At 39.3% G+C, this 25,193-nt stretch carries 26 protein-coding genes and 1 other annotated feature; of the genes, 11 read left to right on the top strand and 15 right to left on the bottom strand.

Features of this window, described 5'->3' with window-relative positions; genetic code table 11:
* Positions 1–200 precede the first annotated feature (200 nt).
* Together ACWM35_RS09365 and ACWM35_RS09360 are read left to right on the top strand one after the other, a co-directional pair.
* Positions 201–2,195: an acetoacetate--CoA ligase gene (locus ACWM35_RS09365; protein WP_454817621.1), complete on the top strand. Its 1,995-nt coding sequence runs from the start codon at positions 201–203 to the stop codon at positions 2,193–2,195.
* Positions 2,196–2,358: 163 nt separating this feature from the next.
* Positions 2,359–3,834, top strand: a complete 1,476-nt coding sequence (locus ACWM35_RS09360) for a spore germination protein (RefSeq protein WP_454817619.1) — start codon at positions 2,359–2,361, stop codon at positions 3,832–3,834.
* A 33-nt stretch (positions 3,835–3,867) separates the two neighbouring features.
* On the opposite strand, the gene ACWM35_RS09355 is transcribed toward ACWM35_RS09360, so the two are convergent.
* The 3 genes from ACWM35_RS09355 to ACWM35_RS09345 form a co-directional block, all read right to left on the bottom strand.
* Positions 3,868–4,140 carry a YqhV family protein gene (locus ACWM35_RS09355; protein WP_454817617.1) on the bottom strand — a complete coding sequence of 91 codons (273 nt, stop codon included), beginning with the start codon at positions 4,138–4,140 and terminating at the stop codon, positions 3,868–3,870.
* Between the two features lie 125 nt (positions 4,141–4,265).
* On the bottom strand, positions 4,266–4,553 hold the full coding sequence (locus ACWM35_RS09350) for a hypothetical protein (protein ID WP_454817616.1): 288 nt from the start codon (positions 4,551–4,553) through the stop codon (positions 4,266–4,268).
* Positions 4,554–4,605: 52 nt separating this feature from the next.
* Positions 4,606–5,832, bottom strand: coding sequence for an MFS transporter (locus ACWM35_RS09345; RefSeq protein ID WP_454818162.1), 1,227 nt, complete (start codon positions 5,830–5,832; stop codon positions 4,606–4,608).
* A 189-nt stretch (positions 5,833–6,021) separates the two neighbouring features.
* Between ACWM35_RS09345 and ACWM35_RS09340 the strand changes: the two genes are divergently transcribed.
* The 5 genes from ACWM35_RS09340 to cysC are packed head-to-tail and all read left to right on the top strand — an operon-like array spanning position 6,022 to position 9,832.
* Positions 6,022–6,789, top strand: coding sequence for a phosphosulfolactate synthase (locus ACWM35_RS09340; protein WP_454817614.1), 768 nt, complete (start codon positions 6,022–6,024; stop codon positions 6,787–6,789).
* A complete protein-coding gene (locus ACWM35_RS09335; RefSeq protein WP_454817612.1) occupies positions 6,774–7,319 on the top strand; it encodes a histidine phosphatase family protein in 546 nt (181 codons plus the stop codon). The genes ACWM35_RS09340 and ACWM35_RS09335 overlap by 16 nt, the downstream gene beginning before the upstream one ends.
* Positions 7,313–8,017, top strand: a complete 705-nt coding sequence (locus ACWM35_RS09330) for a phosphoadenylyl-sulfate reductase (protein ID WP_454817610.1) — start codon at positions 7,313–7,315, stop codon at positions 8,015–8,017. Before ACWM35_RS09335 ends, ACWM35_RS09330 begins: the two co-directional genes overlap by 7 nt.
* A gap of 21 nt (positions 8,018–8,038) precedes the next feature.
* Entirely contained in the window at positions 8,039–9,229 is a 1,191-nt protein-coding gene (sat, locus tag ACWM35_RS09325) for a sulfate adenylyltransferase (RefSeq protein ID WP_454817608.1), read from the top strand.
* A gap of 3 nt (positions 9,230–9,232) precedes the next feature.
* On the top strand, positions 9,233–9,832 hold the full coding sequence (cysC, locus tag ACWM35_RS09320; protein ID WP_454817606.1) for an adenylyl-sulfate kinase: 600 nt from the start codon (positions 9,233–9,235) through the stop codon (positions 9,830–9,832).
* A gap of 8 nt (positions 9,833–9,840) precedes the next feature.
* On the opposite strand, the gene ACWM35_RS09315 is transcribed toward cysC, so the two are convergent.
* Positions 9,841–10,458 carry a YitT family protein gene (locus ACWM35_RS09315; RefSeq protein ID WP_454818160.1) on the bottom strand — a complete coding sequence of 206 codons (618 nt, stop codon included), beginning with the start codon at positions 10,456–10,458 and terminating at the stop codon, positions 9,841–9,843.
* 221 nt (positions 10,459–10,679) lie between these two features.
* Positions 10,680–10,928: a binding site (T-box leader), on the top strand.
* Positions 10,929–11,013: 85 nt separating this feature from the next.
* Between ACWM35_RS09315 and ilvA the strand changes: the two genes are divergently transcribed.
* Positions 11,014–12,285: a threonine ammonia-lyase IlvA gene (gene ilvA, locus ACWM35_RS09310; RefSeq protein ID WP_454817604.1), complete on the top strand. Its 1,272-nt coding sequence runs from the start codon at positions 11,014–11,016 to the stop codon at positions 12,283–12,285.
* A gap of 45 nt (positions 12,286–12,330) precedes the next feature.
* Here ilvA and ACWM35_RS09305 read toward each other — a convergent pair whose 3' ends face one another.
* A complete protein-coding gene (locus ACWM35_RS09305) occupies positions 12,331–13,053 on the bottom strand; it encodes a toast rack family protein (protein WP_454817602.1) in 723 nt (240 codons plus the stop codon).
* Positions 13,054–13,236: 183 nt separating this feature from the next.
* On the opposite strand from ACWM35_RS09305, the gene ACWM35_RS09300 reads away from it, so the two are divergent.
* Positions 13,237–14,826: an amidohydrolase gene (locus ACWM35_RS09300; RefSeq protein ID WP_454817600.1), complete on the top strand. Its 1,590-nt coding sequence runs from the start codon at positions 13,237–13,239 to the stop codon at positions 14,824–14,826.
* 187 nt (positions 14,827–15,013) lie between these two features.
* On the opposite strand, the gene ACWM35_RS09295 is transcribed toward ACWM35_RS09300, so the two are convergent.
* From ACWM35_RS09295 to ACWM35_RS09285, 3 genes are all read right to left on the bottom strand, one after another.
* Complete coding sequence (locus tag ACWM35_RS09295) at positions 15,014–15,649, bottom strand: FMN-dependent NADH-azoreductase (RefSeq protein ID WP_454817598.1); 636 nt, start codon at positions 15,647–15,649, stop codon at positions 15,014–15,016.
* A gap of 114 nt (positions 15,650–15,763) precedes the next feature.
* Complete coding sequence (locus ACWM35_RS09290) at positions 15,764–15,907, bottom strand: hypothetical protein (RefSeq protein ID WP_454817596.1); 144 nt, start codon at positions 15,905–15,907, stop codon at positions 15,764–15,766.
* 114 nt (positions 15,908–16,021) lie between these two features.
* Positions 16,022–17,677, bottom strand: coding sequence for an FAD-binding dehydrogenase (locus ACWM35_RS09285; RefSeq protein WP_454817594.1), 1,656 nt, complete (start codon positions 17,675–17,677; stop codon positions 16,022–16,024).
* 195 nt (positions 17,678–17,872) lie between these two features.
* Between ACWM35_RS09285 and ACWM35_RS09280 the strand changes: the two genes are divergently transcribed.
* A complete protein-coding gene (locus tag ACWM35_RS09280; RefSeq protein WP_454817592.1) occupies positions 17,873–18,334 on the top strand; it encodes a flavin reductase family protein in 462 nt (153 codons plus the stop codon).
* An 81-nt stretch (positions 18,335–18,415) separates the two neighbouring features.
* Positions 18,416–18,646 carry a hypothetical protein gene (locus tag ACWM35_RS09275; RefSeq protein WP_454817590.1) on the top strand — a complete coding sequence of 77 codons (231 nt, stop codon included), beginning with the start codon at positions 18,416–18,418 and terminating at the stop codon, positions 18,644–18,646.
* A gap of 35 nt (positions 18,647–18,681) precedes the next feature.
* Here the strand turns inward: ACWM35_RS09275 and ACWM35_RS09270 are convergent, their stop codons facing one another.
* From ACWM35_RS09270 to treC, 7 genes are all read right to left on the bottom strand, one after another.
* Positions 18,682–19,593, bottom strand: a complete 912-nt coding sequence (locus ACWM35_RS09270) for a DMT family transporter (protein WP_454817589.1) — start codon at positions 19,591–19,593, stop codon at positions 18,682–18,684.
* Between the two features lie 136 nt (positions 19,594–19,729).
* Positions 19,730–20,134, bottom strand: coding sequence for a hypothetical protein (locus tag ACWM35_RS09265; protein ID WP_454817587.1), 405 nt, complete (start codon positions 20,132–20,134; stop codon positions 19,730–19,732).
* Positions 20,135–20,316: 182 nt separating this feature from the next.
* The gene (locus ACWM35_RS09260) at positions 20,317–20,934 is read right to left on the bottom strand and encodes an RraA family protein (protein ID WP_454817585.1); all 618 of its coding nucleotides are present in this window, start codon (positions 20,932–20,934) and stop codon (positions 20,317–20,319) included.
* Between the two features lie 146 nt (positions 20,935–21,080).
* On the bottom strand, positions 21,081–22,349 hold the full coding sequence (locus ACWM35_RS09255; RefSeq protein WP_454817583.1) for an S-adenosylmethionine decarboxylase related protein: 1,269 nt from the start codon (positions 22,347–22,349) through the stop codon (positions 21,081–21,083).
* Between the two features lie 93 nt (positions 22,350–22,442).
* Positions 22,443–22,634, bottom strand: a complete 192-nt coding sequence (locus ACWM35_RS09250; RefSeq protein ID WP_454817581.1) for a Spo0E family sporulation regulatory protein-aspartic acid phosphatase — start codon at positions 22,632–22,634, stop codon at positions 22,443–22,445.
* Between the two features lie 160 nt (positions 22,635–22,794).
* Entirely contained in the window at positions 22,795–23,511 is a 717-nt protein-coding gene (gene treR / locus ACWM35_RS09245; protein WP_454817579.1) for a trehalose operon repressor, read from the bottom strand.
* Positions 23,512–23,523: 12 nt separating this feature from the next.
* Positions 23,524–25,191 carry an alpha,alpha-phosphotrehalase gene (gene treC, locus ACWM35_RS09240; protein ID WP_454817577.1) on the bottom strand — a complete coding sequence of 556 codons (1,668 nt, stop codon included), beginning with the start codon at positions 25,189–25,191 and terminating at the stop codon, positions 23,524–23,526.
* Positions 25,192–25,193: the final 2 nt, after the last annotated feature.

The following is a 25,193-nucleotide window of genomic DNA, read 5'->3' as shown; positions in this document are numbered from 1 at the left end:
AGTGGATAGCCTAAAAATGATACCGATAAAAACTTATCCAAATTAATAAAATAACTTTTATGCTGTCGCTATGACAGCATTTTTTTAATACAAAAGTATCTGAATATTAATTTTTTTATGAAATCAAGAAGGAAAATATCCTCTTAAACACGTATAAGGTAAAAGTATATCTTAGATCATGTTCATTTGGGGGAATGGGAATGACCGTTGAAAAAACTGCAGGAAAGTTATTGTGGGAACCATCACAAACTTTAATGGAAAAATCGAATATGAAACATTTTATTAACTGGTTAGATGAAACACAAGGTTTGTCCTTCCAAACCTATGACGAACTATGGAATTGGTCGGTGTCGGATATTGAGGGATTTTGGTCAGCAATTTGGCATTTTTATCAAATCGAATCGAAAACGCCTTATGAACGTGTGTTAGAAGATCGAAGCATGCCAGGGGCACAATGGTTTCCAGGAGCCTCGATTAATTTTGCTGAGCATGTTTTCCGTCAAGCGCAATCACAAAAAAACGCCATCATTTACCAAACAGAAGTTCGTCCACTCGGGGAAATAACGTGGGGGAAATTGAAAAAAGATACAGCAGCGATTGCAGAATATTTAAAGTCGCAAGGGGTGAAGCCGGGTGACCGTGTCGCTGCCTATGTTTCGAATATCCACGAAACGGTTACTGCCTTTTTAGCCTGCGCTAGTATTGGGGCAGTTTGGTCAAGCTGTGCACCAGAATTCGGCCTGATGAGCGTCATTGACCGTTTTAAACAAATTGAACCGAAGGTGTTGTTGGCAGTTGATGGCTATCGCTATGGGGGCAAGGACTTTGATCGGCTTGAGGTCGTGAAGAAAATTCAAGCAGAGCTTCCATCGTTACAAACGACCATTATTATTCCTTACTTAAGGGACCAACCTAACATTAGCGAATTAAAGGATACGGTCGTATGGAATGAGCTTATCAAACAATATCCAGATGCTCAATTACATTTTGAGGCTGTGCCATTTCAACATCCACTTTGGATCTTATATTCTTCCGGTACGACTGGAAAGCCAAAAGCGATCGTACATAGTCAAGGAGGAATCTTGCTCGAACAATTAAAAATGGGTGGACTTCAAAATGACTTAAAAGAAGATGATCATTTCTTTTGGTATACTACTACCGGATGGATGATGTGGAATGTAGTTGTAAGCGCTTTATTGACTGGGTCTACGATTCTTTTATATGATGGAAACCCAGCGTACCCAACCTATGATACGCTTTGGAAGTTTGCAGAAGACACAAAAATGACGGTATTTGGGACAAGTGCCAGCTACCTAACGGCATGTATGAAGGCTGATGTCACACCGAAAGTAAGGTTTGATCTATCTCACTTAAAGAGTATCGGTTCTACCGGATCCCCGCTGCCTATCAGTGGATTTGAATGGGTTTATGACCAAGTAAAGGATGACATTTGGCTGTTTTCGACAAGCGGGGGAACAGATTTATGTACTGCGTTTGTCGGTGCTTCTCCATTGTTACCTGTCCACGCTGGGGAATTGCAAGCACGATCACTTGGTGCCGCGGTACGAGCCTTTGATCCACACGGGGAGGAAGTCATCGATGAGATTGGTGAACTAGTTATTACCCAACCAATGCCATCGATGCCAATTTATTTTTGGAATGATGAAAATAGAGAGCGATATAAGGATAGTTACTTTGATGTTTATCCAGGAATTTGGCGGCACGGGGACTTTATCAAAATTACCACAAAAGGAAGCGGAATTATTTACGGTCGTTCGGATGCAACGATAAACCGCGGAGGAATCCGAATGGGTACGAGTGAGATTTACAGCGCTCTAGAAAAAATTCCAGAAGTGGTGGATAGTTTAGTGGTGGATATTCCGATCACAAGCGAACAATCCTATATGCCTTTATTTGTGGTTATTAAAGAAGAAGCTGAGCTAACAGATAAGGTAAAAACGAGGATCAACAAATCTATTAGAGAGAACTGCTCTCCAAGGCATATTCCGAATGAAATTCTTCAAGTCGAAGAACTTCCCAAAACATTGAACGGCAAGAAGTTAGAAGTTCCAATCAAGAAAATTTTAATGGGAACACCTGCCGATAAAGCCGTCAATCTCGGGTCATTATTAAACCCTCAATCCATTCAATATTTTATTGAATTCCAGAAGAAAATCGACGAAAAAACCATTTAGTATTCTTAGCTGCTCACTCCATGTGGGCAGCTTTTGTATTATATAGATAACTGCATTAACCTCTCTGGTTGGAAAATAATGAAATGAATCCAATACATGAAGTATATTAATTCCAAACTTGCTGCAAAATACCGATAATGAAATTTTCTAGGAGTTGGCCAGTTTGGGAAAAAAGGGTACACAAATTCCTGTAAAGGACAAGTTTGAGGATAATATTGATTATTTAATTAAAGAACTCCGGATTGGGAAAAGCTTTGATGTCATCCACCGGCCATTGGAATATGGCGGACTCAAATTTGCTATGTTTCTTATTGATGGTTTTGCAGCTGCTAATATCTTGCTCTTAATCATGAAGGAGATAGAGAAGCGGAAACCGGAAGATTTTGATGATCAGCCAATTGAAAAGCTGTTTAAAACGTTTATTCCGCATGTAGAGGTTAATACATCAGAGGACTTAGAAGAAGTCATCGCACAGGTTCTTGCCGGGCAAACAGCCGTCGTAGTTGAAGGTGGAAAAGAAGTCATTCTCATTGACTCTCGTGAGTATCCGATTCGTTCTCCTCAAGAACCAGATATTGAACGAGTTGTCCGTGGACCTCGCGATGGTTTTGTTGAAACGATTGTCTTTAATATGGCATTAATTCGGAGGCGGGTACGTGACCGTTCACTCGTCATGGAATATATACAGGTTGGTGAACGATCGAAAACCGATATCGCGTTGGTTTATATTGACAGCATTGTCGATATGGACCATGTAAAGATGTTACGGGATCAGCTTGATACAATTTCCATCGATGGTGTGGCTATGGGGGAAAAAACGATAGAAGAATTCGTTTTTGGCAGAAATTATAATCCATACCCGTTAGTCCGATACACAGAAAGGGCCGATACAAGTGCCGTTCATTTAATGGAGGGCCATGTGTTGATCGTTGTCGATGGTTCGCCTAGTGTGATGATTTGTCCATCCACTTTCTGGCATCATTTGCAGCATGCAGAAGAATACCGTCAAAAACCTCTAATTGGCGTCTTTTTAAGATGGGCTCGCTATCTTGCGGTTTTGGCATCACTTTTTCTATTACCATTGTGGTATACATACGCAACAAATGAACAATTACTTTCAGAACGTTGGAAATTTATTGGCGTGAAGGATCATGGGGAGATCGGGCTAATTTGGCAATTTCTAATAGCCGAAGTCGGGATTGAGATTTTGCGGATGGCTGCTATCCATACACCGAACGCCTTGGCTACTGCACTTGGTATCGTATCTGCCATTATCATTGGTGATGTGGCGGTTCAGGTAGGAATCTTTACACATGAAGTTGTCCTTTATGTTGCTGTCGCAGCGATTGGAAACTTTGCAACCCCTAGTTATGAATTGGGACTAGCGAATCGACTTGTCCGTATTTTCTTTTTAATCATGGTCGCCTTGTTCAAAGTTCCAGGGCTGATCATTGGGATCACATTATGGATCATCCTTCTTGCTGCAACAAAGAGTATGAATACACCTTTTTTGTATCCATTTATACCGTTCCATCCCAAAGATTTTCGGATCATGCTGGCCCGCACGCCAATACCGCTAAAAAATTCACGGGCCAATATGCTACACCCACAAGACAAAACTACACAAGCACATAAATGAAAACTCGCCGTTTTGCGAGTTTTCTTTATGTTTCTAAGATTTTATTCCAATAAAAATAAAACCTATACCAAGGAAAATCCATGAAATTTTTGCAAAGGATATGTTCCCGACAATCCCTAATAGCCCAATCGTAGTCGTTAGTACTAAAATTATCGGGCCAACAAGTGCTAGTGAAGTATTAATCATAAGTGCCTTTTCAATTGAATTAAATTTCATCATCAATATCGCGGCAAACAACTCAATACTGCCAGAAAGGATTCTTAATAATGCCATTCCTAAGACCACTTTTTCAAACATATTAAACATATCTGCCTCCTAAGATAACCATTCCATCAACAGTATATGTCGATGATCCATTTAGAAGGACAAGTTTTTTTCAAAACCACAAAAAGAGGATGCTCATTCCAATGAGTCATCCCTCTGATTAATTGTTAGTCTTCTTCATCCTCTTTGAGTTTAATTTTTTTACAACCAACATATAAGCAGGAAAGGACATCTAAACCTGGTTTCGCCTTAGCCATTCCCTTTATGTAAGGTGTAACCAAATCTTTAAAATCTGCTCCCACTTCTTCATCCTCTAATATGCCGTATACATATAGTTTCTTTTCGGCGAATAAAAAGGCTACATTCCCAACAGCTTTATTATTAGAATTAACAACGTTTAAGACTTGATACTCTGGGGTAATCACCTCAGGTGAAAAATAAATTTGCAAAAACACCTACTCCTTTATTGGTATGTCTAGCTCCAACACGACTTGGGCCTTCAGCTTTCTAAGTAAATTGTAATTTTTCAAACAGTGAATCGTTTTCTTTCTCTTTCGATGATTCCTTTTTAGCAATATGGATCAGTATCATACAAAGCAGGGCACATAAAAGCGTTAGACCCGCAGTGATAAAAAACATTCCTGTCCGCGACCACTCCATTAACGTACTAAAAATTGGCGGACCAATCGCAACGCCTAAGAACCGGACAGAACCATATAATGAGGTAACAAAACCTCTCCTGTCGGTAGGGACAGACCCAGTAATAAAGCTATTGATACATGGAAGGACGAGTCCGGTACCAATACTGCTGATGACCAGAACGGAAAAGAAGGGAACTAAATTTTTAAAGAACACTAAGGCAGCAAAGGATGAAGTCATTAAGAGAAGTCCTAAGATAATTAGCGTTTTCATAAGCTTCATCTTTTTGCCAATTTTACTCCCGGTGATATAAGATGTCGTCGTCATAAACAAGAGTGGAATTGCTAAAATAGCACCTTTCAAAACCCCATCAATATGATGATCCTTTTCAAGAATATCGGAAATGTAAAACAAGATCCCAAACAAGGTAAATAAACATGTTGACCCTGTTAAATAAGCGGCAAATAACCAGCGTCCTTCTGTTTTAAAAACAGACACAAGCCCTTTTACATATTTCCCAACTGGAGGCGGCTCTTTTTCTTTTTTCTTTTCCTTAATAAAAAAGATCGTTAATAGGGCCGAAATAAGACAAAATAGTGGAAACGCAAAAAACGCGGCATACCAAAACAACAGGGCGAGAAGGGAGCCGATAATCGGACTAATGACTTTTCCGAATCCATTGGAGGCTTCCACTAAGCCTAACACCTTACTTTGTTCTCCGCCTTTAAAGAGGTCGCCTGTTAATGCCATGGCAATTGGCGCGGTTCCAGCAGCTCCAATTCCCTGCATGATTCTACCGGCAAGAATCCATGTATAGGAATTACCAAACCAGGCAGCTGCAGCGCCAGCTAATAACCCGCCCAAACCATATAATATAAGGGATGGAATAATAATTGCTTTACGGGTAAATCTGTCAGAAAGATATCCTAGAACCGGAATCGAAATGGCCGCAGCGATGGAAAAGGCGGAAATCACTAAGCTAACCTTAAATTGGCTTATTTCTAGTTCTGTTTTCATTTTGGGTAGGATCGGAATCAACATGGAATTTCCTAAGACTAGGATTAACGGGATGGACCCAATGGCGAAGATCATCATTCCTTTATGCTTTTGCTTTGCCAAAATATGACACCCCAATCTATATAAATAAGCCTTTATATTGTTTGATGTGTTTCCGCTGTTTATTCAGAGACAAATGCCTATTTCCTTGGGGAGAAGCCCATTATTTACACATAGCGTCTATTTTTGAATAATCTATCCTAGAAAAATAGAGGAGGCGGATTCCCTATGGATTTTTTAACCATACCGGAAAGAACTTCAGGACTCAGAACCTACGGTTTGACTTCTGTTGTAGATTTCGGAACGCCGATAGGAGAATTGAGAAATATATTAGCCGACTATGGCTGTATCATAGATATCGCTAAGATTGGTATTGGATCAGCCTATGTAACGCCAAACTTAAAGGAGAAAATTGACCTTTATAAAAAGTTTGATATTAAGCCCTATTGTGGCGGAACTTTATTTGAAAAATGCTACTATCAAAATAAAATTCCAGAATACTTAACGTATTTACGCCGCTTAGGTATCGACTGGATTGAGGTATCAAATGGAACACTTGATATTCCACTAGAAGAACGCCTGCAGCTCATCTCACAACTAACCAATGAATTTCATGTTATCGCTGAGGTTGGATCGAAGGACGGAAATAAAGAGATGCCGATTTCTGAATGGAAGGAAGAAATACAGCTTTTACTAAAAGCCGGTTGTGAATATGTCATTACAGAAGGGCGAGATTCAGGTACTTCTGGAATTTATCAACAATGCGGAACCATCAAATCTCAGCTTATTCGTGAGCTACTAGAAAATTTAGACAGCAAAAAATTAATTTTTGAGGCACCTTCAGCTAAACATCAAATGTATTTTATAAAAGAAATTGGGCCGAATGTTAATTTAGGGAATGTAAGGCTTCAGGATGTTTTGGTGTTGGAAGCACAACGCTGTGGTTTAAGGAGTGAAACGTTTTATTTGGAGGAACTTCCATGCGAATTACCCTGATCAGACATCTGCCAACCGAGTGGAATCGAAAAACCTGGCTTCAAGGTCGAAGGGATATTGATATTTCACCACTTGCTGACACATATCTAGCGGAAATGGAAGAAAATCAAAGGATTCTTGGGCTCGAGTTCCCATTTGACAAGGTTTTAGCAAGCACCTTAAAAAGAACACACCAAACAGCACAACATTATGGGTTTCAATGTGAAACAGAAAGTTTACTGGACGAATTAGACTTCGGACCATATGAAGGACAGCCAAAGGAAAAACTGATGGAAACATATGGAGCAGAATGGCTCGAAAATCCAAGAGAGTTGATTTTAGGAGAGAGTATTCAAAATCTAGAAAAACGGATCGTGACATTCTTAAACAAATACAGGTCTTGTCCGAAGCTGTTGGTGTTTGGACATGGTTCGTGGATTCGAGCATTCCTTTCTTTTTCACAATTCGGGCATATCAACAACATGAATAAAATTGAAGTCCCTAATAATGCTTGTATAACCGTACAAATAAGGGAGGGGAAAGGATGTTAACGTATGACAAATGGGATGAGACCGATATTGCAGCCCTTTTGGAGAACCAACCTGATTTTTTAGATGTTTTAAAATGGGCATACCGCGAATATGGGGAAGAAATTGTTTATGCCTGCAGTTTTGGAGCAGAGGGAATTGTGTTAACAGACTTAATTTCAAAAGTAAATAAGCAAGCAAAAATCATTTTCCTCGATACAGGGCTTCATTTTCCAGAGACGTATGAATTAATTGAAAAAGTGAAAAAACGTTATCCCACATTGCAAATTACATTGCTAAAGTCAAAAATCTCATTGGCTGAACAAGAAAAATGGTACGGTGATGATCTATGGAAAGTAAATCCGAATCTTTGCTGTCATATGAGAAAGGTCGTACCCCTTCAGGAAGCCTTAAAAGACGTCAAGGCTTGGATCTCCGGTTTAAGAAGAGAACAATCCCCCATACGGAGTAATACGCAATATATCAATAAAGATGAAAAATTTCAAAACATCAAAATTTGCCCGATCATTCATTGGACATGGGAGGATGTTATGACTTATATCCAATTGAATCAATTACCATATAATCCATTACATGATCAGGGCTATCCAAGTATCGGCTGTGCACCATGTACGCTGCCTGTTGCAGAGAACGGTGACTCACGCTCTGGCCGCTGGAAAGGACATTCCAAAACAGAATGCGGCCTGCACAATAATAGATAAATTTTCTGAGGAGGAGTAATTGTGAGTGAGAGTGTCCCTCATGGCGGGGAATTAATCAATCGGATGAATCTTAGCAGTCCTATAGACACAACAGCTAATTTCGTTGAACTTGATAAGTTGGAATTAAGTGATTTAGAGCTGATTGCCAATGGCGCTTATAGTCCACTGAAAGGATTTATGGGAAAAGCTGATTATGACAGCGTCTTACAAAATATGAAATTAGCCAATGGACTTCCTTGGTCGATACCTATTACCTTAGCGATTGACAAAAATAAAGCAATGGAACTAAAATCCGGGGAAACGATAAACCTTGTTTATAACGGGGGCATCTATGGTTTGATGAAAGTGGAAGAAATCTTTATCCCTGATAAATTGGTCGAGGCGGAAATGGTCTATCAAACAACAGAGCTGGCCCACCCAGGCGTAAAAAAATTGTTTGAACGAGAGGAACTCTATCTCGCAGGTCCAATTACGATGATCAAGCGACCGAAAAAGAGTCAGTTTGAGTATTACTATCTAGACCCAGCACAAACTCGGGAAATATTTAAAAATAATGGTTGGGTGACCGTTGTAGGTTTCCAAACAAGAAATCCTGTACACCGTGCACATGAGTATATTCAAAAGACAGCTCTAGAAATCGTCGATGGACTTTTTTTGAATCCACTTGTAGGTGAAACAAAGGCAGATGATATCCCGAGTGAAATTAGGATGAAAAGCTACGAAGTGCTGCTTGACAATTATTATCCAAAAGATAGAGTATTCTTTTCCGTATTCCCTGCTTCCATGCGCTATGCGGGTCCAAGGGAGGCCATTTTCCATGCACTTGTGAGGAAAAACTTTGGCTGTACTCATTTTATCGTTGGCCGAGATCATGCAGGTGTTGGAAATTATTATGGAACCTATGACGCTCAGAAAATTTTTAGTCATTTTACCGAAGCGGAGATAGGGATTAAACCTTTATTTTTTGAACATAGTTTTTACTGCAAAATGTGTGAAAACATGGCGTCGGCAAAAACATGTCCTCACGATTCAAAGCATCATGTGATTTTATCAGGTACAAAGGTACGTGGAATGTTAAAGAACGGTGAGCACCCACCAAAAGAATTCAGCCGTCCTGAGGTTGTGGAAATTTTGATTCAAGGGATGCAAGAACACTTTACTTCCGAGAAATTTCCCTCAGTCGGACCCCTTAGGGCTGGGAAAGAGGCGTAGGTTATGGGAAATAGTCAAAATATCACCTGGCATCATTCAACCATTTCAAAAAATGATCGCCAAATCCTAAATCAACATAAAAGTTGTGTCCTATGGTTTACAGGATTATCAGGATCCGGAAAATCTACCTTGGCCAATGCCGTTGATTCTGCCTTGTATCATGAAGGCGTTCAGAGTTATGTACTTGATGGAGATAATATTCGTCATGGTCTGAACAAGGATTTGCGGTTTAGTCCTGAAGATCGGACTGAAAATATTCGTAGAATTGGGGAAGTAGCAAAGTTATTTGTCGAAAGTGGCCAAATTGTTTCCACAGCTTTCATTTCGCCTTTTCTCGAAGACCGCGCCATTGTCCGAGAGATGTTTGCGCCAGGGGAATTCATCGAAATCTATGTCCATTGTCCAATCCAAGTATGTGAGAATCGTGATCCAAAGGGATTATATAAAAAAGCTAGAAATGGGGAAATTCCAGAATTCACCGGAATTTCGTCTCCTTATGAAGCCCCAAAAAACCCAGAAATACTTATTGATACAGATAAAATGACGATAGGTGAATCTGTAGAAAAAATCATCCGTTTTCTTAAAGATAAGAAGATTCTCTAAGGATCTTCTTATCTTTTTCTCCAATTGGCGGTAAAAACTCGGATGTGCTGAAGCCTTAGGTCGTAAATAAAATCTATTATATTGGTAGAAAAAAACTGACAGATGATGGCGTAAATCACAATATTATAATCAATCACAACTGCTGTTAAAAGAAAGATGAACAAGTTAATACCCATCATGACTTTACCAGGGCTCCATTGTTTATAATTGGCGATTATTAAGGCAGGAATAACCATACCACCGCTTGAGGCTCCAGCCCGAATGAGCAAACCGACTCCAATGCCGAAAAAGAGACTTCCACATAGGATGCAAATCCATATATTTACATGGGGATGGGGGTAGTGAGCGGTTAAGTAACCAACCGTCATCGAGGTGGTGGCAACCGCAATAATGGTTTTAAACGTCCATGTAAAACCAAAATATTTAATCGCAAACAGTAAAAAAACAATATTGGCCAGCCATAAGGAAAATCCAAGAGACAAATGAAAAAAGTGATTGAATAAAATCGCAAGCCCAGCTGCACCGCCAGAAGGAATGGAATGGGGAAACAAAAAGATCGACATCGCAAAACCTTGCAGCAACGCTCCAAATAATAAACAAAAATAAGTCATTATTGTCTTTTTCATATAAAATCGAAAACGATTCTCCAACTTTTGTTTTCCATCCTTCTGATTCCCCCTTTATGGACCACCCCTACTTGTCCATTTTATGAGCAATAAACTCGTAATATGTTGAATGATTTCAATGTGTCTTCCTATTAAAGCGCTTACAAATTAACATAATAATTAAAATAATCAAAAAATATTGACGAGTCCGATGGACAGTGGTACTCTAAGTAATAATTTAAGATGAATCTATGACGAGAAGAGTAAGGTTTGCCCCATGACCTATAGAGAGTCGACGGTTGCTGGAAGTCGATGGCAGGGCTTATCTGAAGATCATCTCTGAGATGTGCAGCTGAAAAACTAATAGTAAGCTATACCGGTATAGCCCACCGTTACAGGGAATACGTATTGTCAAATACGTTAATCGAGAGCCGCAGGAGTAGGATTTTCTGCGGAAGTAGGGTGGTAACGCGAGCTAACTCGTCCCTATACTAGGGGCGAGTTTTTTGTTGTTCAAAAATACTTGTAATGCCATGAAAAGGCGAAGAGTTATAGAAAAAGAGGAGGACATTAGTGATGAATCAGCCAGTCGATCAAAAGGAACGAGTTTTTCAGGTAGAGGATATTATTATTGCAAGTCATACGATTAAGGACGTCATTTCACCTACTCCTCTGCAGTATAATCATTTACTGTCCGAGCGATATGACTGCCAAATTTATTTAAAGCGAGAGGATATGCAAAGTGTCCGTTCGTTTAAAATCCGCGGTGCCTACAATCGAATCAAAAAACTTAGCGAGGAAGAATTAACGAACGGAATTATTTGTGCCAGCGCTGGAAACCATGCTCAAGGAGTGGCTTACTCTTGTCATCATTTAAAAATCAACGGTAAAGTGTTTATGCCGAGTACGACACCCAAGCAGAAGGTCAATCAAGTTAAATTCTGGGGAAAAGAGCATGTGGAAATTGTTTTAGTAGGCGATACTTTTGATGATGCCTATGAAAAAGCGATTGAATGCAGCCTCGCCGAAAATCGTACCTTTATCCATCCATTTGACGATCCTGATGTGATTGCGGGACAAGGGACGGTTGCCGTTGAGCTTTTAAATGATTGTCCGGAAAACATTGATTACCTATTTGCTGCGATAGGCGGGGGTGGATTATTGTCTGGCGTAGGTACATACTTACGACATTTTTCACCGCAAACCCAGTTAATCGGTGTTGAGCCAGAGGGAGCGCCAGGGATGAAAGAATCAATGGCAAAAGGAGAGGTTACCTCCCTCACGCATATTGATCCATTTGTCGATGGAGCTGCGGTCAAAACAGTCGGTTCTTTGACTTTCTCATTATGTAAAGATATCGTTGATGAGATTGTCGTTGTGCCGGAAGGCAAGGTTTGTACGACCTTACTATCGTTATACAATGAAAATGCAATCGTTGTTGAACCAACGGGTGCACTGTCAATAGCAGCTTTAGATCAATTTGCCGATGAAATTAAAGGGAAGACCGTTGTCTGTATCGTCAGCGGCGGAAACAACGATATTAGCAGAATGCAGGAAATCAAAGAACGCTCCATGATTTATGAAGGATTGCAGCATTATTTTATCGTTCAATTTCCACAGCGTCCCGGAGCCTTACGTGAATTTATCGATGATGTACTCGGTCCAAACGACGACATCAGCCATTTTGAATACACGAAAAAGAATAATCGTGAAACGGGTCCAGCGCTAGTTGGAATTGAACTGAAGGATAAAGAAGATTATTCTCCACTCGTCGAACGGATCAAAGCCAAAGGGTTTTTATATCGGGAAGTAAACAAGGACAGCACCTTATTCCAAATGCTAGTGTAACTAAGAAAACAGAGAGCTGTAGTCAACGGCTCTCTGTTTCCTCTTTTATTTTTCTAGTTTGAATTCGGCTTCGCCAACTCCTAATTCCGTACTTACATTAATGACTACATCTGCGTCTTCAAAGGCTTCATTGACGTAAACTCCATTACCTTTGGAAATAAATCCAGATAATTCAGCTTCACCAATACCTTTGGAAATTTCGATTTTTACCCCTACATCAGATGGAAGGATGATTGTTGATTGCCCCACTCCCATATCTAAGGATACATCAAAGCTTTCTTTCCACTTTCCGCTAAGATCAATGGTGATGTCACCAACACCCGCATTTACTTCAAGGTCTTTAATCTTTAAACCGTTTAAATCTAACTTTGTTTCAGAAGCCCCAGAATTAACCTGTAGATCGATTGGAACTTGATCATTTAACTTAAGATCCCATGTATTTTTAATTTCTCCTATCTTAACATTGTTAAAAATACCTTCATGCTCTTGTTCAATTACTGCAATTCCTTTCTTACCTTTACGTTCATAAGATACTACTGGCTCCCATTTCTTATTGGTATAAACGATAGAACCTTCTACCCATTCATCTGCACCTTGACTGACATTTAATTCTCCAGCTCCAATATTAAGTTCCAGTTGCAATTCTTTCGCTTTATCTTTATCAATGTTGACATTGGAGCTATCTTCATTTCCTTTGGCAAATATTCCACATCCTGATGCAAAAACCATTACACTCGCTGCCATTACACCTAATAAAACTTTTTTCATTTTCATTCTCCTCCGTTTTCTTATCTTACTCTCATTTTATAAGATCCAATTATGTTGAAAAAACGGCTGAAGTTTGAATCTATAGTAAGACCAGAGGCGTATAGAATCGTCAGCTTAAAGTAACGAAATAATCTGACTCTATTTCTTTATTTTGTTTATAATAGGGAAAAAGGGGGAAGGATTGTGGCAAAAACAATTTATACAAAAGGAAAAATCTATACTTTGGACACAAATCATCCAATCGCAGAAGCAGTCGTTGTTGAAAATGGCAGGATATTAGAAGTCGGCTCGCATTCAGATATGAGGCTGCAATGGGGGAGTGGGGATACAAAGATCATAGATTTACAGGGTAAAATGGTCACACCAGGGCTAATTGACAGCCATTTACATCTATCTGGTGTGGCTTTCAACTTTTTAGACCTAGACTTAACAGGGGTTCAAACGAAATCCGAAATGCTTGAAAAAATAAAGGATAAAGCAAATACCATCGCCCCAGGCAAGTGGTTAATTGGAATGGGCTGGGATGAAAATCTATTTACTGACAGCACCCTACCCACGATCGAGGAATTAGATTATGTTTCACCACATTGTCCTATTTATTTAAAAAGGATTTGCCATCATGCTTTTTTAGTGAATAGTAAGGCACTCGAAATAAGTAAATATCATCCAATGATTGATGTTCCAAAGGGAGGAACAGTCGTTCTAGATCCTTATACGAAAAAACCAACAGGATTGTTGTTAGAATCTGCATCTAATCTCATTACGAAATACATACCTGAACGAACATATGAAGAGTTAAAACTGGGCTTAGAACAAGCGATGAAATTTGCGGTTAAAAAAGGGTTAACAAGTGCTCATACAAATGATCCTGCCTATCTTGGCGGTTTCGAACAAACCTATCGAATGTATGATGAATTGCTTAATCAAAAGCAATTGGGTATAAGATGCAATCTTTTGATTGATTACCCATTTCTTAAGGAATTGAAAAGTAGTGGAATGCATGCAGGCTTTGGAAATGAGAGATTGCAAATTGGGGCGATGAAAATCTTTGCTGATGGTGCCTTTGGTCGGAGAACAGCGCTGCTTTCTGAATCTTATCATGATGCTCCTGGACAATTTGGCGATGCGATGCAGGAACTAAATGTTCTGACCCAAATGGTGAAAGAAGCAAGGGAGTTTTCGATGCCGATTGCGGTACATACGATAGGGGATCAAGCTTTAGAAAACGTATTAAATGTACTGGATCTATTTCCTAATGTAGAATTTCGCGATCGAATTATTCATGCTTCACTAACCCGCGGGGATTTAATAAAGCGTTTAGCGCATCCAAGCAGAATTGCTGACATACAACCAAGATTTGTCGTAGGGGATTATCCTTGGGTAAAGGAGAGAGTAGGAGGGACCCGCGAGCGGTATTTATATGCCTGGAAAACATTGCTGGAAAATGGAGTATTATGTGCAGGCGGCTCAGATGCACCTGTTGAGCCAGTGGATCCGCTTCTTGGAATTCATGCGGCTGTAACCCGTCGTGCTCCTGGACAAACTCACGGAGGCTGGAATTCTGCGGAGAAATTATCGATGCTTGAGGCGGTAAAACTATTTACCATCGGTGGAGCCTACGCAACGAATGAGGAAAAGCAAAAAGGTACGATTACACGCGGTAAACTCGCCGATATGACCGTTTATTCGAAGGATCTTTTTACTATCACAGACCCTGATGAATTGTTAGAAACTAAGATTGAAATGACAATCATCGATGGGAAAGTGTATTAAAAGAGTCGTGTCATGAACTAGCCGTTCATGACATTAAATTGAGGCTATATAAAATTTTCAGGTCATGAAACCTCTTTTCATGACCTGAATCTGGTCATAATAAAAATTTGGGGTCATGAATTCACTTTTCATGACCCCAAACTCCATCTGAATCAATATCTGAGGTCATGAAAAGACCCTTAAAAAACTAAAAAGTATGTGCTAAATCCTTAGCACGTGCAATGGCATTTTCTTTGATTTCCTGTGCTTTGTCTGGCATAGCGTTATGTCCCTCTACGAATAGCCCTTCAAACGAAGGCACCCCAAAGAATTGCATGATAATTTCAAGAAAGCGGTGACCCATCTCCAATTGCGCAGCTGGTCCTTCTGAGTAAATTCCGCCGCGGGCTTGAATATGTAATGCTTTCTTATCGGTTAATAGGCCTACTGGGCCTTTTTCCGTATATTTAAAAGTCTTGCCCGCGACAGCAACAGCATCAATATACGCCTTTATCACAGGAGGAAATGAGAAATTCCATAATGGCGTTACAAAGATATATTTATCTGCGCCAATAAACTGTTCAGATAGCTCAGAGAGTCGACCGACTTTCGCTTTTTCTTCTCCTGATAGGGTTTCAAAACTCTCCCCAGATCGAAGCTTTCCCCAGCCGCTAAAAATATCAACATCCAGCTGAGGAATATTTTCCGTATAAAGATCCACCGGAATAATTTCGTGGCTAGGATTTACTTCTTTATAGGCGTCAATAAATGCTTTTCCAACAGCCATACTATAGGACTGAGTATCATCATGTGGATGGGCAGTAATGTACAAAACTTTTGTCATAAGTTCTTTCCTTCCTTTTTTAAAGATGGTCAGTTTAGTTTGTGCAATATTTGAAAAATCATTCTAGCAAAAAAAGGATCCGTTATCAGCGATAACAAATCCTTAAAGCATTAGCTATTTTTCGAACATGTAAGGGTTTCCAGAAATGTTCAATCTCATTTCATCTGTTAATTGAAACTGCTCATTTACGGTTCCTTCATCATTTGAAGATTCACTATTCTGAATACTTCCGTCATAATGAATTGGTTTTTCTGACATTGTATATTCACCTCCAAAGACTGACTCATGTTGTAGTATATACTCCAATTATACTATTTATTTCATATATATGGTATAAATTTCAAGAGAATTGGAGGAAGAAATTGCTAGTTATTAACCAAGTTCCTTTGCCAGGGCGCGACCTGCTTGTCTTCCAGTAAACAGACAACCTCCGACGAAGGTTCCTTCCAAAGCACGATAGCCATGAACCCCACCGCCGCCAAAACCCGAAACCTCTCCAGCTGCATATAAACCAGGAACAGGATTACCAGTATCATTCAAAACCCGGCCCGCTAAATCTGTTTGTAGGCCACCCAAAGTTTTTCGGCTTACAATGTTTAGGCGAACAGCAATTAAGGGACCATTTTTAGGATCAAGAATTTTATGTGGGGAGGCAACTCGAATCAGTTTATCACCTAGATAATTTCTCACTCCTCTGATTGCAGTAATTTGCAAATCCTTCGTAAACTTATTATCCATCTCACGATCTCTGGCAGTAATTTGCCGTTCGATATCTTCAAGATTAAGTAAATTTTCCCCAGTGAGCTTATTCATTCCAACAACGAGGTCCGGCAATGTATTTGCAATTACAAAATCCTCACCCTCATCCATGAAAGCTTTCACTGGGGCTGTCGGTCCAGGGAGAACACGTGATAATACTTTTTTAATACTTTTCCCTGTCAAATCGGGATTTTGCTCTGATCCTGATAAGGCAAATTCTTTTTCAATTATTTTCTGGGTTAAAATAAACCATGAGTAATCATATCCCGTCTTTTGTATCGCTTCAAGTGTACCTAACGTATCAAACCCCGGGAAATTCGGTGCACCAAAGCGTTGTCCTTTGGCATCTAACCAAATAGAAGAGGGACCAGGGAGGATTCTGATTCCGTGCTGAGGCCAAACCGGATTCCAATTTTTAATTCCTTCGGTGTAATGCCACATCCTATCACGATTCACAATTCGGCCACCGGCTCTCTCAGTAATCTCAAGCATTCTCCCGTCTACATGGGCTGGGACTCCGGAAATCATCCTTTTAGGTGCTTCACCAAGTCGTTCCGGCCAATTTTTTCGAATGAGGTCAAAGTTTGCTCCAATCCCACCGCTTGTGATCATCACAGCCTTTCCCTGGAATTCAAAATCTCCAATGACTTCACGGGAGCTTTCTTCACCACGGGAAGCTGAACTCGGAACAAGAATCGACCCCTTAACACCGATAACAGCACCGTTTTCTGTAATAAGTTCATTCACTCGATGACGCGGCCGATAGTCGACCAGACCAGCTTCGATTGCTTTCCGAACTCTGTCCTCAAAAGGTTTCACAATCCCAGGACCTGTTCCCCAGACGATGTGAAAGCGAGGCACGGAATTACCATGTCCTTCAGCTAAATAACCGCCACGTTCTGCCCAGCCGACTACAGGGAAAAATCGAACTCCCATCGTGTATAACCATTCTCGTTTTTCACCTGAAGCAAAGTCAACATAAGCCTCCGCCCATTTTTTCCCCCAATAATCCTCGTCATTCTCACGGTCAAATCCAGCAGAACCTAACCAATCCTGCCAGGCAAGTTCCCGGGAATCCTTAATTCCCATTCTACGCTGTTCTGGTGAATCGACTAGAAATAAACCACCAAAGGACCACCAGGCTTGTCCACCAAAAGATGCCTCCGGTTCCTGATCGAGAAGCAGTACTTTCTTACCAGCTTCTGCAAGTTCTGCTGTTGCAACTAAGCCTGCAAGTCCAGCTCCAACGACAACCACATCGATATCCATCTTTTTTCCCCCAAATATATGTATTATATTCCGATAGTATTTTAAATTTTCAAAAAAGTCAATTAGAATTGGTGGAAGGAAAATGAAGAGGAATACTAGAAAACTTACTTCATAGGATGATTTCAGAATAGAAGAAAGAAGTGTAATAAAATTGAATTATCCTAAAGAAAAAAGGCAGAACAGGAGTGGAGTAGAATGGATGATCGTTTTTTTCGAAATGCAATGGGGAAGTTTGCAACAGGGATTACTGTCGTAACAACGGAAATGGACGGGGATGCACACGGCATGACCGCCAATGCCTTTATGTCAGTCTCATTAAATCCGAAACTTGTGTTGATCTCTATTGATAAAAGGGCAAAAATGCTTACAAGTATTCAAAAAGCGAAAAGATTTGCCGTCAGCTTTCTTTCTGGTGAACAGCAGGAGGAGTCGATGCGTTTCGCTGGTCAGATAAAGGATGCAGCGCCATATTCATTTGAACAATTCGGGGAATTGCCCGTTATCAAAGATGCCCTAGCCAATCTCGTGTGTAATCTATACAACGAAGTTGAGGCAGGAGACCACATTTTATTTATTGGTGAGGTGACCGACCTAAAAGTAAATGAAGGAGACCCGTTAATATACTTCGCTGGTCAGTATAGAAAATTAACCAATTAAGTAACAAAAGCTGTCATAATGGCAGCTTTTTCTATTGTGCAAACAAGCTATTATTGTACAATAAGGGGAGGAGGGATCTACTTGTTGAAAAAGACTAGAATCGTATTAGGAATCATTGTTCTGCTATTAGCAGGATATGGATTAATCACAAAAAATTTTGTCGCTCAGCCGTTCATGATGCTGGGGTTATGTGCCTTTATCCTAGTTGGGGGAGTATCTGAGCTTAAAGAAGGGCAAAAACGCCGTGGCTATTTAAATCTCTTTCTTGCAGCATTTGTATTGTTTATATTAGTTCAATCCTTCATATTCTAAAAAAAGGTGACAAAAGTTTGTCACCTTTTTTCTGTCTATTTTTTAACCATCGATAAAATAAATATGGTTGCAATGATGAAAAGTGCACCTATCCATTCGATTGGACTGAATGGAACATGAAGCCAAGCTACTGCAAGAAATGCCGCTGATAATGGCTCAACACAAGCTAATAGACTTGCTTCTGAGGCTTTGATGTATTTCAAGCTTTCCATATAACATAAAAAAGCGATGATCGTTCCAAAAAGTACAACGAAGACAACGGCCAAAAAAGCAGGCAGCGACCAATCACCTTCAAACTTCCATGGTGGATGTATAAAACTAAAACCAACTCCGCCAATCATCATTCCCCAGCCAACAGTTAATAACGTTCCCCATTTTGAAAGCAAATTTGCCGGGTAAAGGGTATAGAAGGCAAGGGCAAATGCAGAAAGGATTCCCCATATAAAGGCAGGTCCCGATATGGACAGGGAATGAATATTTCCTTTCGTGACAAGTAGAAAGGTTCCCACTAAGGCTAATACAATTGCAATGACCTCATTTTTAACGGGTAATTTTTTCGCTTTGACACATATATATACAGCAATCATTACCGGTGCAAGGTACTGGATAACGGTTGCTGTCGCTGCATTACTGTGGTTGATTGCGGCAAAAAAGGTATATTGAACGCCAAGCATGCCAATGATCCCAAAGATACAGAGTTGGAGAAGATCCTTTTTATTCTTCCAAATACTCCAAATGTTTTGCTTTCCTACTGTATGAGAAAAGAATAACAAACCAATTCCTGCTAAAATCATGCGAATGACTACCAGCCAATTTGTACTGAAGCCTTGCTGATGAAACAAAAATTGTGCGACTGTTCCAGATACCCCCCAAGAGGTAGCGGCTATAAGTACCAAAATTATGCCCTTCGCTCTAGGATAGGGCAAAACTGCTCCTAGAGAATTCATCTTTATCCCTCCATAACCAACAATCTGAAAATATCATTCTCTAAATTTAACAGAAAAAAATGAATTTTAGAAGGATAATTTTTCAAAAATTAAAAAGAGCCACTGGTCTATTAGCTAGCGGCTCTGAATTTTATATTTATTTGGGAGTTAAGGTTTTTATCGAGATAGCAGGGGAGTAAGTTGTCGAAATACAGCCCTCTAATTGCTGTTCATTTATTAATCCGAGTTGAAGCGCCGCTTTTATTTTGACATCATCCGGTTTCTTTACGACTTGGATCAGATCATTCATTAGTAAATCCTCGAGCCTTTTTACGGTTACTTCCTCATTAAACCTTTCCGTTTTTCGAACCTGTCTTTGAAGTTTATAGCCATTGACAGTAATTTCACCTTTATCATTAGGGCCAACTAGATTATTAAAGTAGTCATTAAATACATCTTTTAATTCATTCATTTCCAATTCAATTTCTTTTCTCCTCTTGTTCAACTCATAATATTTACCAACCATCTCAGCTGTTACGAAAGAATCCGTCTTCTTGGTCACGATTCTCTCCTCCTCATCGAACGTATATTCCATTGTATGGTTTTTGAAAAGAAATAGTACGATATATAAACTACAATTTCTGCAGTTAAAAGAAAAAAAGTGGGGCTCGGATTAATCCCAAGCTCCACTTATATTTTTTCTTTTAACTGCTATGAGTTAAAAAATGGCACCCCAATTGGGGATTATTTTGCGAGTAGTTGATCTAGATGTTTCATAATCGCTTCACGATTTCCAGAGATACCAGCTTCTCTGATTTGGTCTTTTTCTAATTTCTCCAGAGATTTTGTTAATACCTCTTGTTCAATTGATTGAGGGATGACAACGACACCATCCGCATCACCAACAATGATATCTCCTGGATTTATTGAGACACCGCCACATGAAACTGGAACATTGATTTCTCCGACACCGGCTTTGCCACTCGCTGCGACGGTTGTGCCTCTAGAGAATACAGGGAAGTGTAACGCTTTAATCCCGACTATGTCACGGATCACACCATCAACCACGATACCCCCAACGCCTAGTGTTTGTGCCATTCCGACCACAAAATCACCGGCAATAGCACGGTATTCATCCCCTTTTGCATCGACAACTAAAATATCCCCTGGATTAGCAGCGCGTATTGCTTTTAGTACTGCCAAATTATCACCAACTGGAATTTTGACTGTTAACGCTCTGCCAGCAAGCTTGTACTCTTCCTTTAAAGGTTTTATCGCAGGGTGTAAATTATTAAGTCCTTCCAATGCATCGGAAATACAGGTCGTCGGAATATTTCGAAACTCACTCACAAAATGATCCACTGAAATTCTCCTTTTCTATTTTTTTTACTATTATTATACATGGAAGACTGAAATACTGCTAAATTTTTCTAAATTCATTCCTAGCAAATTAATAGAAAAAGGGAGATGGTCGTAAAAAGAGATTAAATATTTCTCCAAGCCTTTTATCAATCTAGAAATTCTCGCATTCTATCTAAAAGTAGTCCATCCGTCTTCAAATTTTCTCCAATTACAAAATTTTTCATATGATAGGTTAAAAATTCACCATATCGATTCGTCGTTTTAAGTAAAAGGTTATCGACATAATAAACACCGTTTGGGATGAGGTCGAGAAGTAATACGGAGAATGCCGCATAAATACCACATGCAACCTGAAAATAGGTGGCGTTCGTTTTAAACTCTGAGTAAATGGTTTCGTTATCCATGATGTTATACATGTACCTTTCCTTGTCAGGATAGACCAGGAGCACTCCAACTAAATCTTCGCCAATAAGAGGAGTGTCAAGCGGGTCAAGCACCTTCATTTCAAAGTCCCATAAAACATCTACATCATCGAGATTATTACGAATGATATTTGTCGTATGGTCATTCACTTTATATAAAAATCCACTTTCCATGTTAAACCATTTACCAAGTGTATAGACTTCCTCGTGGGGCATTAAACACCCATAAAATTCCTTATCACCTAAAGTTACTTTAAATTCCACATCATAGACATTATCGTATAAAAAGAGGGGTGTATGTTGTTTCATAAACATTGGATAGCAAAGAATCGCTTCATCTAGAAAACATTCAGGCGACCACGTGGTGTAGATCACATTGTTTTTTGCTACCTCCTTATTTTTAAAAAAGGAATTATCATGTTCAACGATATAACAGCCAAGAGGAATTTCATTGGGATGCTGCTTCATCAATTCTATTGCCATCCATTGAACAACACCTGGATTCATACCAGAGCAAACAATCGCTGTTGTATGAGTGAACTTGTCCTTATGTTTTTCAAAATGAATGATTCTTTCAATGAGAGGAAAACCGAGAAACTGTTCTTCATGATCATCAATGAAGGTATTTTCTAAAGCAGAATTCACATATTTAATTCCTAGTTGGTCACAGCATTCAAGCATTTCGACCGTATCTGCCCAAGAAACATCGATTAGAATTTTAGTATTGGAGTATTTAAGATGGTGGATCAATTTCGACTTATCTTTTAGATCAAATTGATGAAGAGTTAAGTACTGAGATAAATGGGGGAATAGCGTTTGGTAGTATTGGGAATTTTTTTGCTTCAAGTCAATTAAGTGGATTTTACTATTCTTGATGATGTGGTGAATAGGATCATTTTGATCCATAACTGATTTATTTAAAAGGGATAAAACTGATTTTGCGACTCCTCCAGCACTCCCAAGTAGGGAAATTACTGTTTGTTGTTCTTTCATTTCAACACCTCGTCCGCAATTTTTAATAGTTTATGTAAACGAGGGAATTATGGTTTGTGTGCGTATCCTGATATAAAGAAAGAAAGGGGCCATTTAACTTCGGTTGCACCCATTACCATCCTGATATTCCATAGAAATATAGGTAGTTATATAATCATCCAGCTTCTGACTAAGCATGATCGTTTGTTCACTGTTTAGTCCTTCAGCTAACGCGGTTGAAATCATTTCTTCTCGAAGAAGTTCAATTTGAGTTTTCAGTTCGTATAGGCCAGGTTTAAATATCATCCGATCACTTCCAAAATTTATCTTATTATAGAATATAGTAACAAATACATAAGTCAATTGTAAGGATAAAATCATCATTAAACTGTGAAATATCTCACATAATTAGGTCTTTTTTCCAATTAAATAGACCCCAAGTACTCCTTGAGGTCTATGACAAGTATTAGTTTGATCTCCGAGCAAAATCAACAAAACGGAATTTATCAGGTCGATGTCGCGATTCGGTGTATTGAAAAAGACTGGCATCATCTAAATATACATAATTTTTAATGACAACAATACTATGAAAACCTTCTAGGTCTAAAAGGGACCTGTCCTCCTCGGTGGGTTCGACCACAACAATTTCCTTTTTCGCAAAACTAATTTTCAAGTTTAATTCATTTTCAAGATATTCGTAAATGGAATCTGCACAAATCTCTTCTGTTAATTCAGGTACAAACTTTTTCACTAAAAAATCTTTATCAAGAATGATCTTATTACCGCCAATTTCCCTTGTTCTTATTACCTTCCAAACCTGATCCTTTCCAGATAACTGGAGTTGCTGTTTTATATAGCCTTCCGGTTTCTTCATTAAGGAAAGTTCATTCACCATCGTTTTCGGTTTTTCACCCATTTTTTCAGCGAGTTCCTTGAAACTTACTAAGCCAGATACAGGAAAATCAAATTTATTGATATCAATCACGATCGAACCTTTTCCTTGCACTTTTTGAATGTAGCCATTTTGAGCAAGCAGGTTGAGTGCCTTTCTGATCGTTTCTCTTGAAGTAGTATATTGTTCCTTCAGCTCATTTTCAGAGGGAAGAAGTGTATTGGCTTCAATTTGCCCACATTTTATTTGCTCGACAATGGTGTTATAGATTATTTGGTACTTGTTCGTCATAAAAATCTCCCATTACTTTTTCAAGTGATAAACAATGGACTCATATGGTCGTAACTGCCATTCTTTTCCTAGAGGAGAAGAGTCCTGATAATTTGAGAGTAGCATACAGCCGACGAAATCAGCAATGTCTATTTTCACAGGGAGTGTAAATGTGACCTTTTTGTCATAAAAATTATTAATCACCAATAGCTTTTCATCAGCCATAGTTCGTACATAAGCAAAAATCGATGGATCATTTTCTGAGATCATTTCAAAATCCCCATCGGTAATCACATCAAATTCTTTACGAAGTTGAATGAGTTTTTGGTAATGATAAAATACAGAATCACCAGCACTTAAAGCATTTTCAGCATTAATTTCGTGATAATTCGCTGCAGGTTCAATCCATGGCGTTCCCGAAGTAAATCCTGCATTATGACTAGCATCCCATTGGACTGGAGTTCTCGAGTTATCCCGCGATTTTTGTTTTAAAATCGCCATAATCTCGGAATCTGACATACCTTCCATTTTCTTTAATTTAAAGATGTTCAGAGACTCTACATCTCGATAGTCCTCAATCTGATTAAAATTCGGATTCGTCATCCCAAATTCTTCTCCTTGATAAATATAAGGAGTTCCTTGCATCATATGAATCGCTGTCGCCAGCATTTTAGCAGATTCCTTATGAAACTCTTGGTCATTACCAAAGCGGGAGACAGCTCTTGGTTGATCATGGTTACACCAGAAGAGGGCATTCCAGCCGCCACCTTGATTCATTTCAACCTGCCATTTGGAAAGGATATTTTTCAAGGATTGGAAATCAAATTCGGCTTTTGTCCATTTTTCTCCATTAGGGTAATCGACTTTCAAATGGTGGAAGCTAAAGACCATATTCAATTCTTCCTCATGAGGATTTGTGTATCGGATGCAATTATCTATAGAGGTAGAAGACATTTCTCCGACCGTCATGATGTCATATTTTGAAAAAACCTGCTCATTCATTTCATGTAGAAATTCATGAATCCGCGGCCCATCCGTATAAAATTTGCGGCCATCACTATCATCCTCAGGGAAGGCTTGGTCCTTTGATATTAAATTGATGACGTCAAGACGGAAACCATCAACACCTTTTTTAAGCCAGAAATGCATCATTTCATATAGAGCTGCACGAACCATTTCATTTTCCCAATTGAGATCCGCCTGGGTAACATCGAAAAGGTGTAAGTAATACTGCTCGGTTGTTTCATCATATTGCCATGCTGAGCCACCAAATTTAGACTCCCAATTAGTAGGGACCTGTCCATCTCTACCATCCCGCCAAATGTAAAAGTCACGATAAGGATTATTTTTAGAGGACCGGGCTTGCTTAAACCACTCATGCTCGGTGGAGGTATGGTTGATGACGATATCCATAATGATTTTTATTCCACGCTGATGAGCTTCAGCAAGTAGCTCTTCGAAATCTTCCATCGTCCCATATTCTTTTTGGATCGTGTAATAATCACTAATATCATAACCATTATCCCGCTGGGGCGATTGATAGATTGGAGTGAGCCAGAGGACATCAACACCTAGTTTCTTTAAGTAATCGAGTTTTTCAATGATGCCTCGGATATCACCAGTACCATTACCATTGGTATCCTTAAAACTCTTTGGGTAAATTTGATACACGACTGCTTTTTTCCACCATGCTGTTGACATTA

The sequence above is a fragment of the Neobacillus sp. K501 genome, assembly GCF_053749995.1.
The sequence above is the reverse complement of the archived record's forward strand: the minus strand, read 5'-3'. Positions and strand labels throughout refer to the sequence as shown.

Coding starts and splice junctions, on each gene's coding strand:
- ACWM35_RS09365 (WP_454817621.1), top strand. CDS start 201: ATGACCGTTGAAAAAACTGCAGGAAAGTTATTGTGGGAACCATCACAA.
- ACWM35_RS09355 (WP_454817617.1), bottom strand. CDS start 4,140: ATGTTTAATATGTTTGAAAAAGTGGTCTTAGGAATGGCATTATTAAGA.
- ACWM35_RS09345 (WP_454818162.1), bottom strand. CDS start 5,832: ATGATGATCTTCGCCATTGGGTCCATCCCGTTAATCCTAGTCTTAGGA.
- ACWM35_RS09340 (WP_454817614.1), top strand. CDS start 6,022: ATGGATTTTTTAACCATACCGGAAAGAACTTCAGGACTCAGAACCTAC.
- ACWM35_RS09335 (WP_454817612.1), top strand. CDS start 6,774: ATGCGAATTACCCTGATCAGACATCTGCCAACCGAGTGGAATCGAAAA.
- ACWM35_RS09330 (WP_454817610.1), top strand. CDS start 7,313: ATGTTAACGTATGACAAATGGGATGAGACCGATATTGCAGCCCTTTTG.
- cysC (WP_454817606.1), top strand. CDS start 9,233: ATGGGAAATAGTCAAAATATCACCTGGCATCATTCAACCATTTCAAAA.
- ACWM35_RS09315 (WP_454818160.1), bottom strand. CDS start 10,458: ATGAAAAAGACAATAATGACTTATTTTTGTTTATTATTTGGAGCGTTG.
- ilvA (WP_454817604.1), top strand. CDS start 11,014: ATGAATCAGCCAGTCGATCAAAAGGAACGAGTTTTTCAGGTAGAGGAT.
- ACWM35_RS09305 (WP_454817602.1), bottom strand. CDS start 13,053: ATGAAAAAAGTTTTATTAGGTGTAATGGCAGCGAGTGTAATGGTTTTT.
- ACWM35_RS09295 (WP_454817598.1), bottom strand. CDS start 15,649: ATGACAAAAGTTTTGTACATTACTGCCCATCCACATGATGATACTCAG.
- ACWM35_RS09290 (WP_454817596.1), bottom strand. CDS start 15,907: ATGTCAGAAAAACCAATTCATTATGACGGAAGTATTCAGAATAGTGAA.
- ACWM35_RS09285 (WP_454817594.1), bottom strand. CDS start 17,677: ATGGATATCGATGTGGTTGTCGTTGGAGCTGGACTTGCAGGCTTAGTT.
- ACWM35_RS09280 (WP_454817592.1), top strand. CDS start 17,873: ATGGATGATCGTTTTTTTCGAAATGCAATGGGGAAGTTTGCAACAGGG.
- ACWM35_RS09270 (WP_454817589.1), bottom strand. CDS start 19,593: ATGAATTCTCTAGGAGCAGTTTTGCCCTATCCTAGAGCGAAGGGCATA.
- ACWM35_RS09255 (WP_454817583.1), bottom strand. CDS start 22,349: ATGAAAGAACAACAAACAGTAATTTCCCTACTTGGGAGTGCTGGAGGA.
- ACWM35_RS09250 (WP_454817581.1), bottom strand. CDS start 22,634: ATGATATTTAAACCTGGCCTATACGAACTGAAAACTCAAATTGAACTT.
- treR (WP_454817579.1), bottom strand. CDS start 23,511: ATGACGAACAAGTACCAAATAATCTATAACACCATTGTCGAGCAAATA.
- treC (WP_454817577.1), bottom strand. CDS start 25,191: ATGTCAACAGCATGGTGGAAAAAAGCAGTCGTGTATCAAATTTACCCA.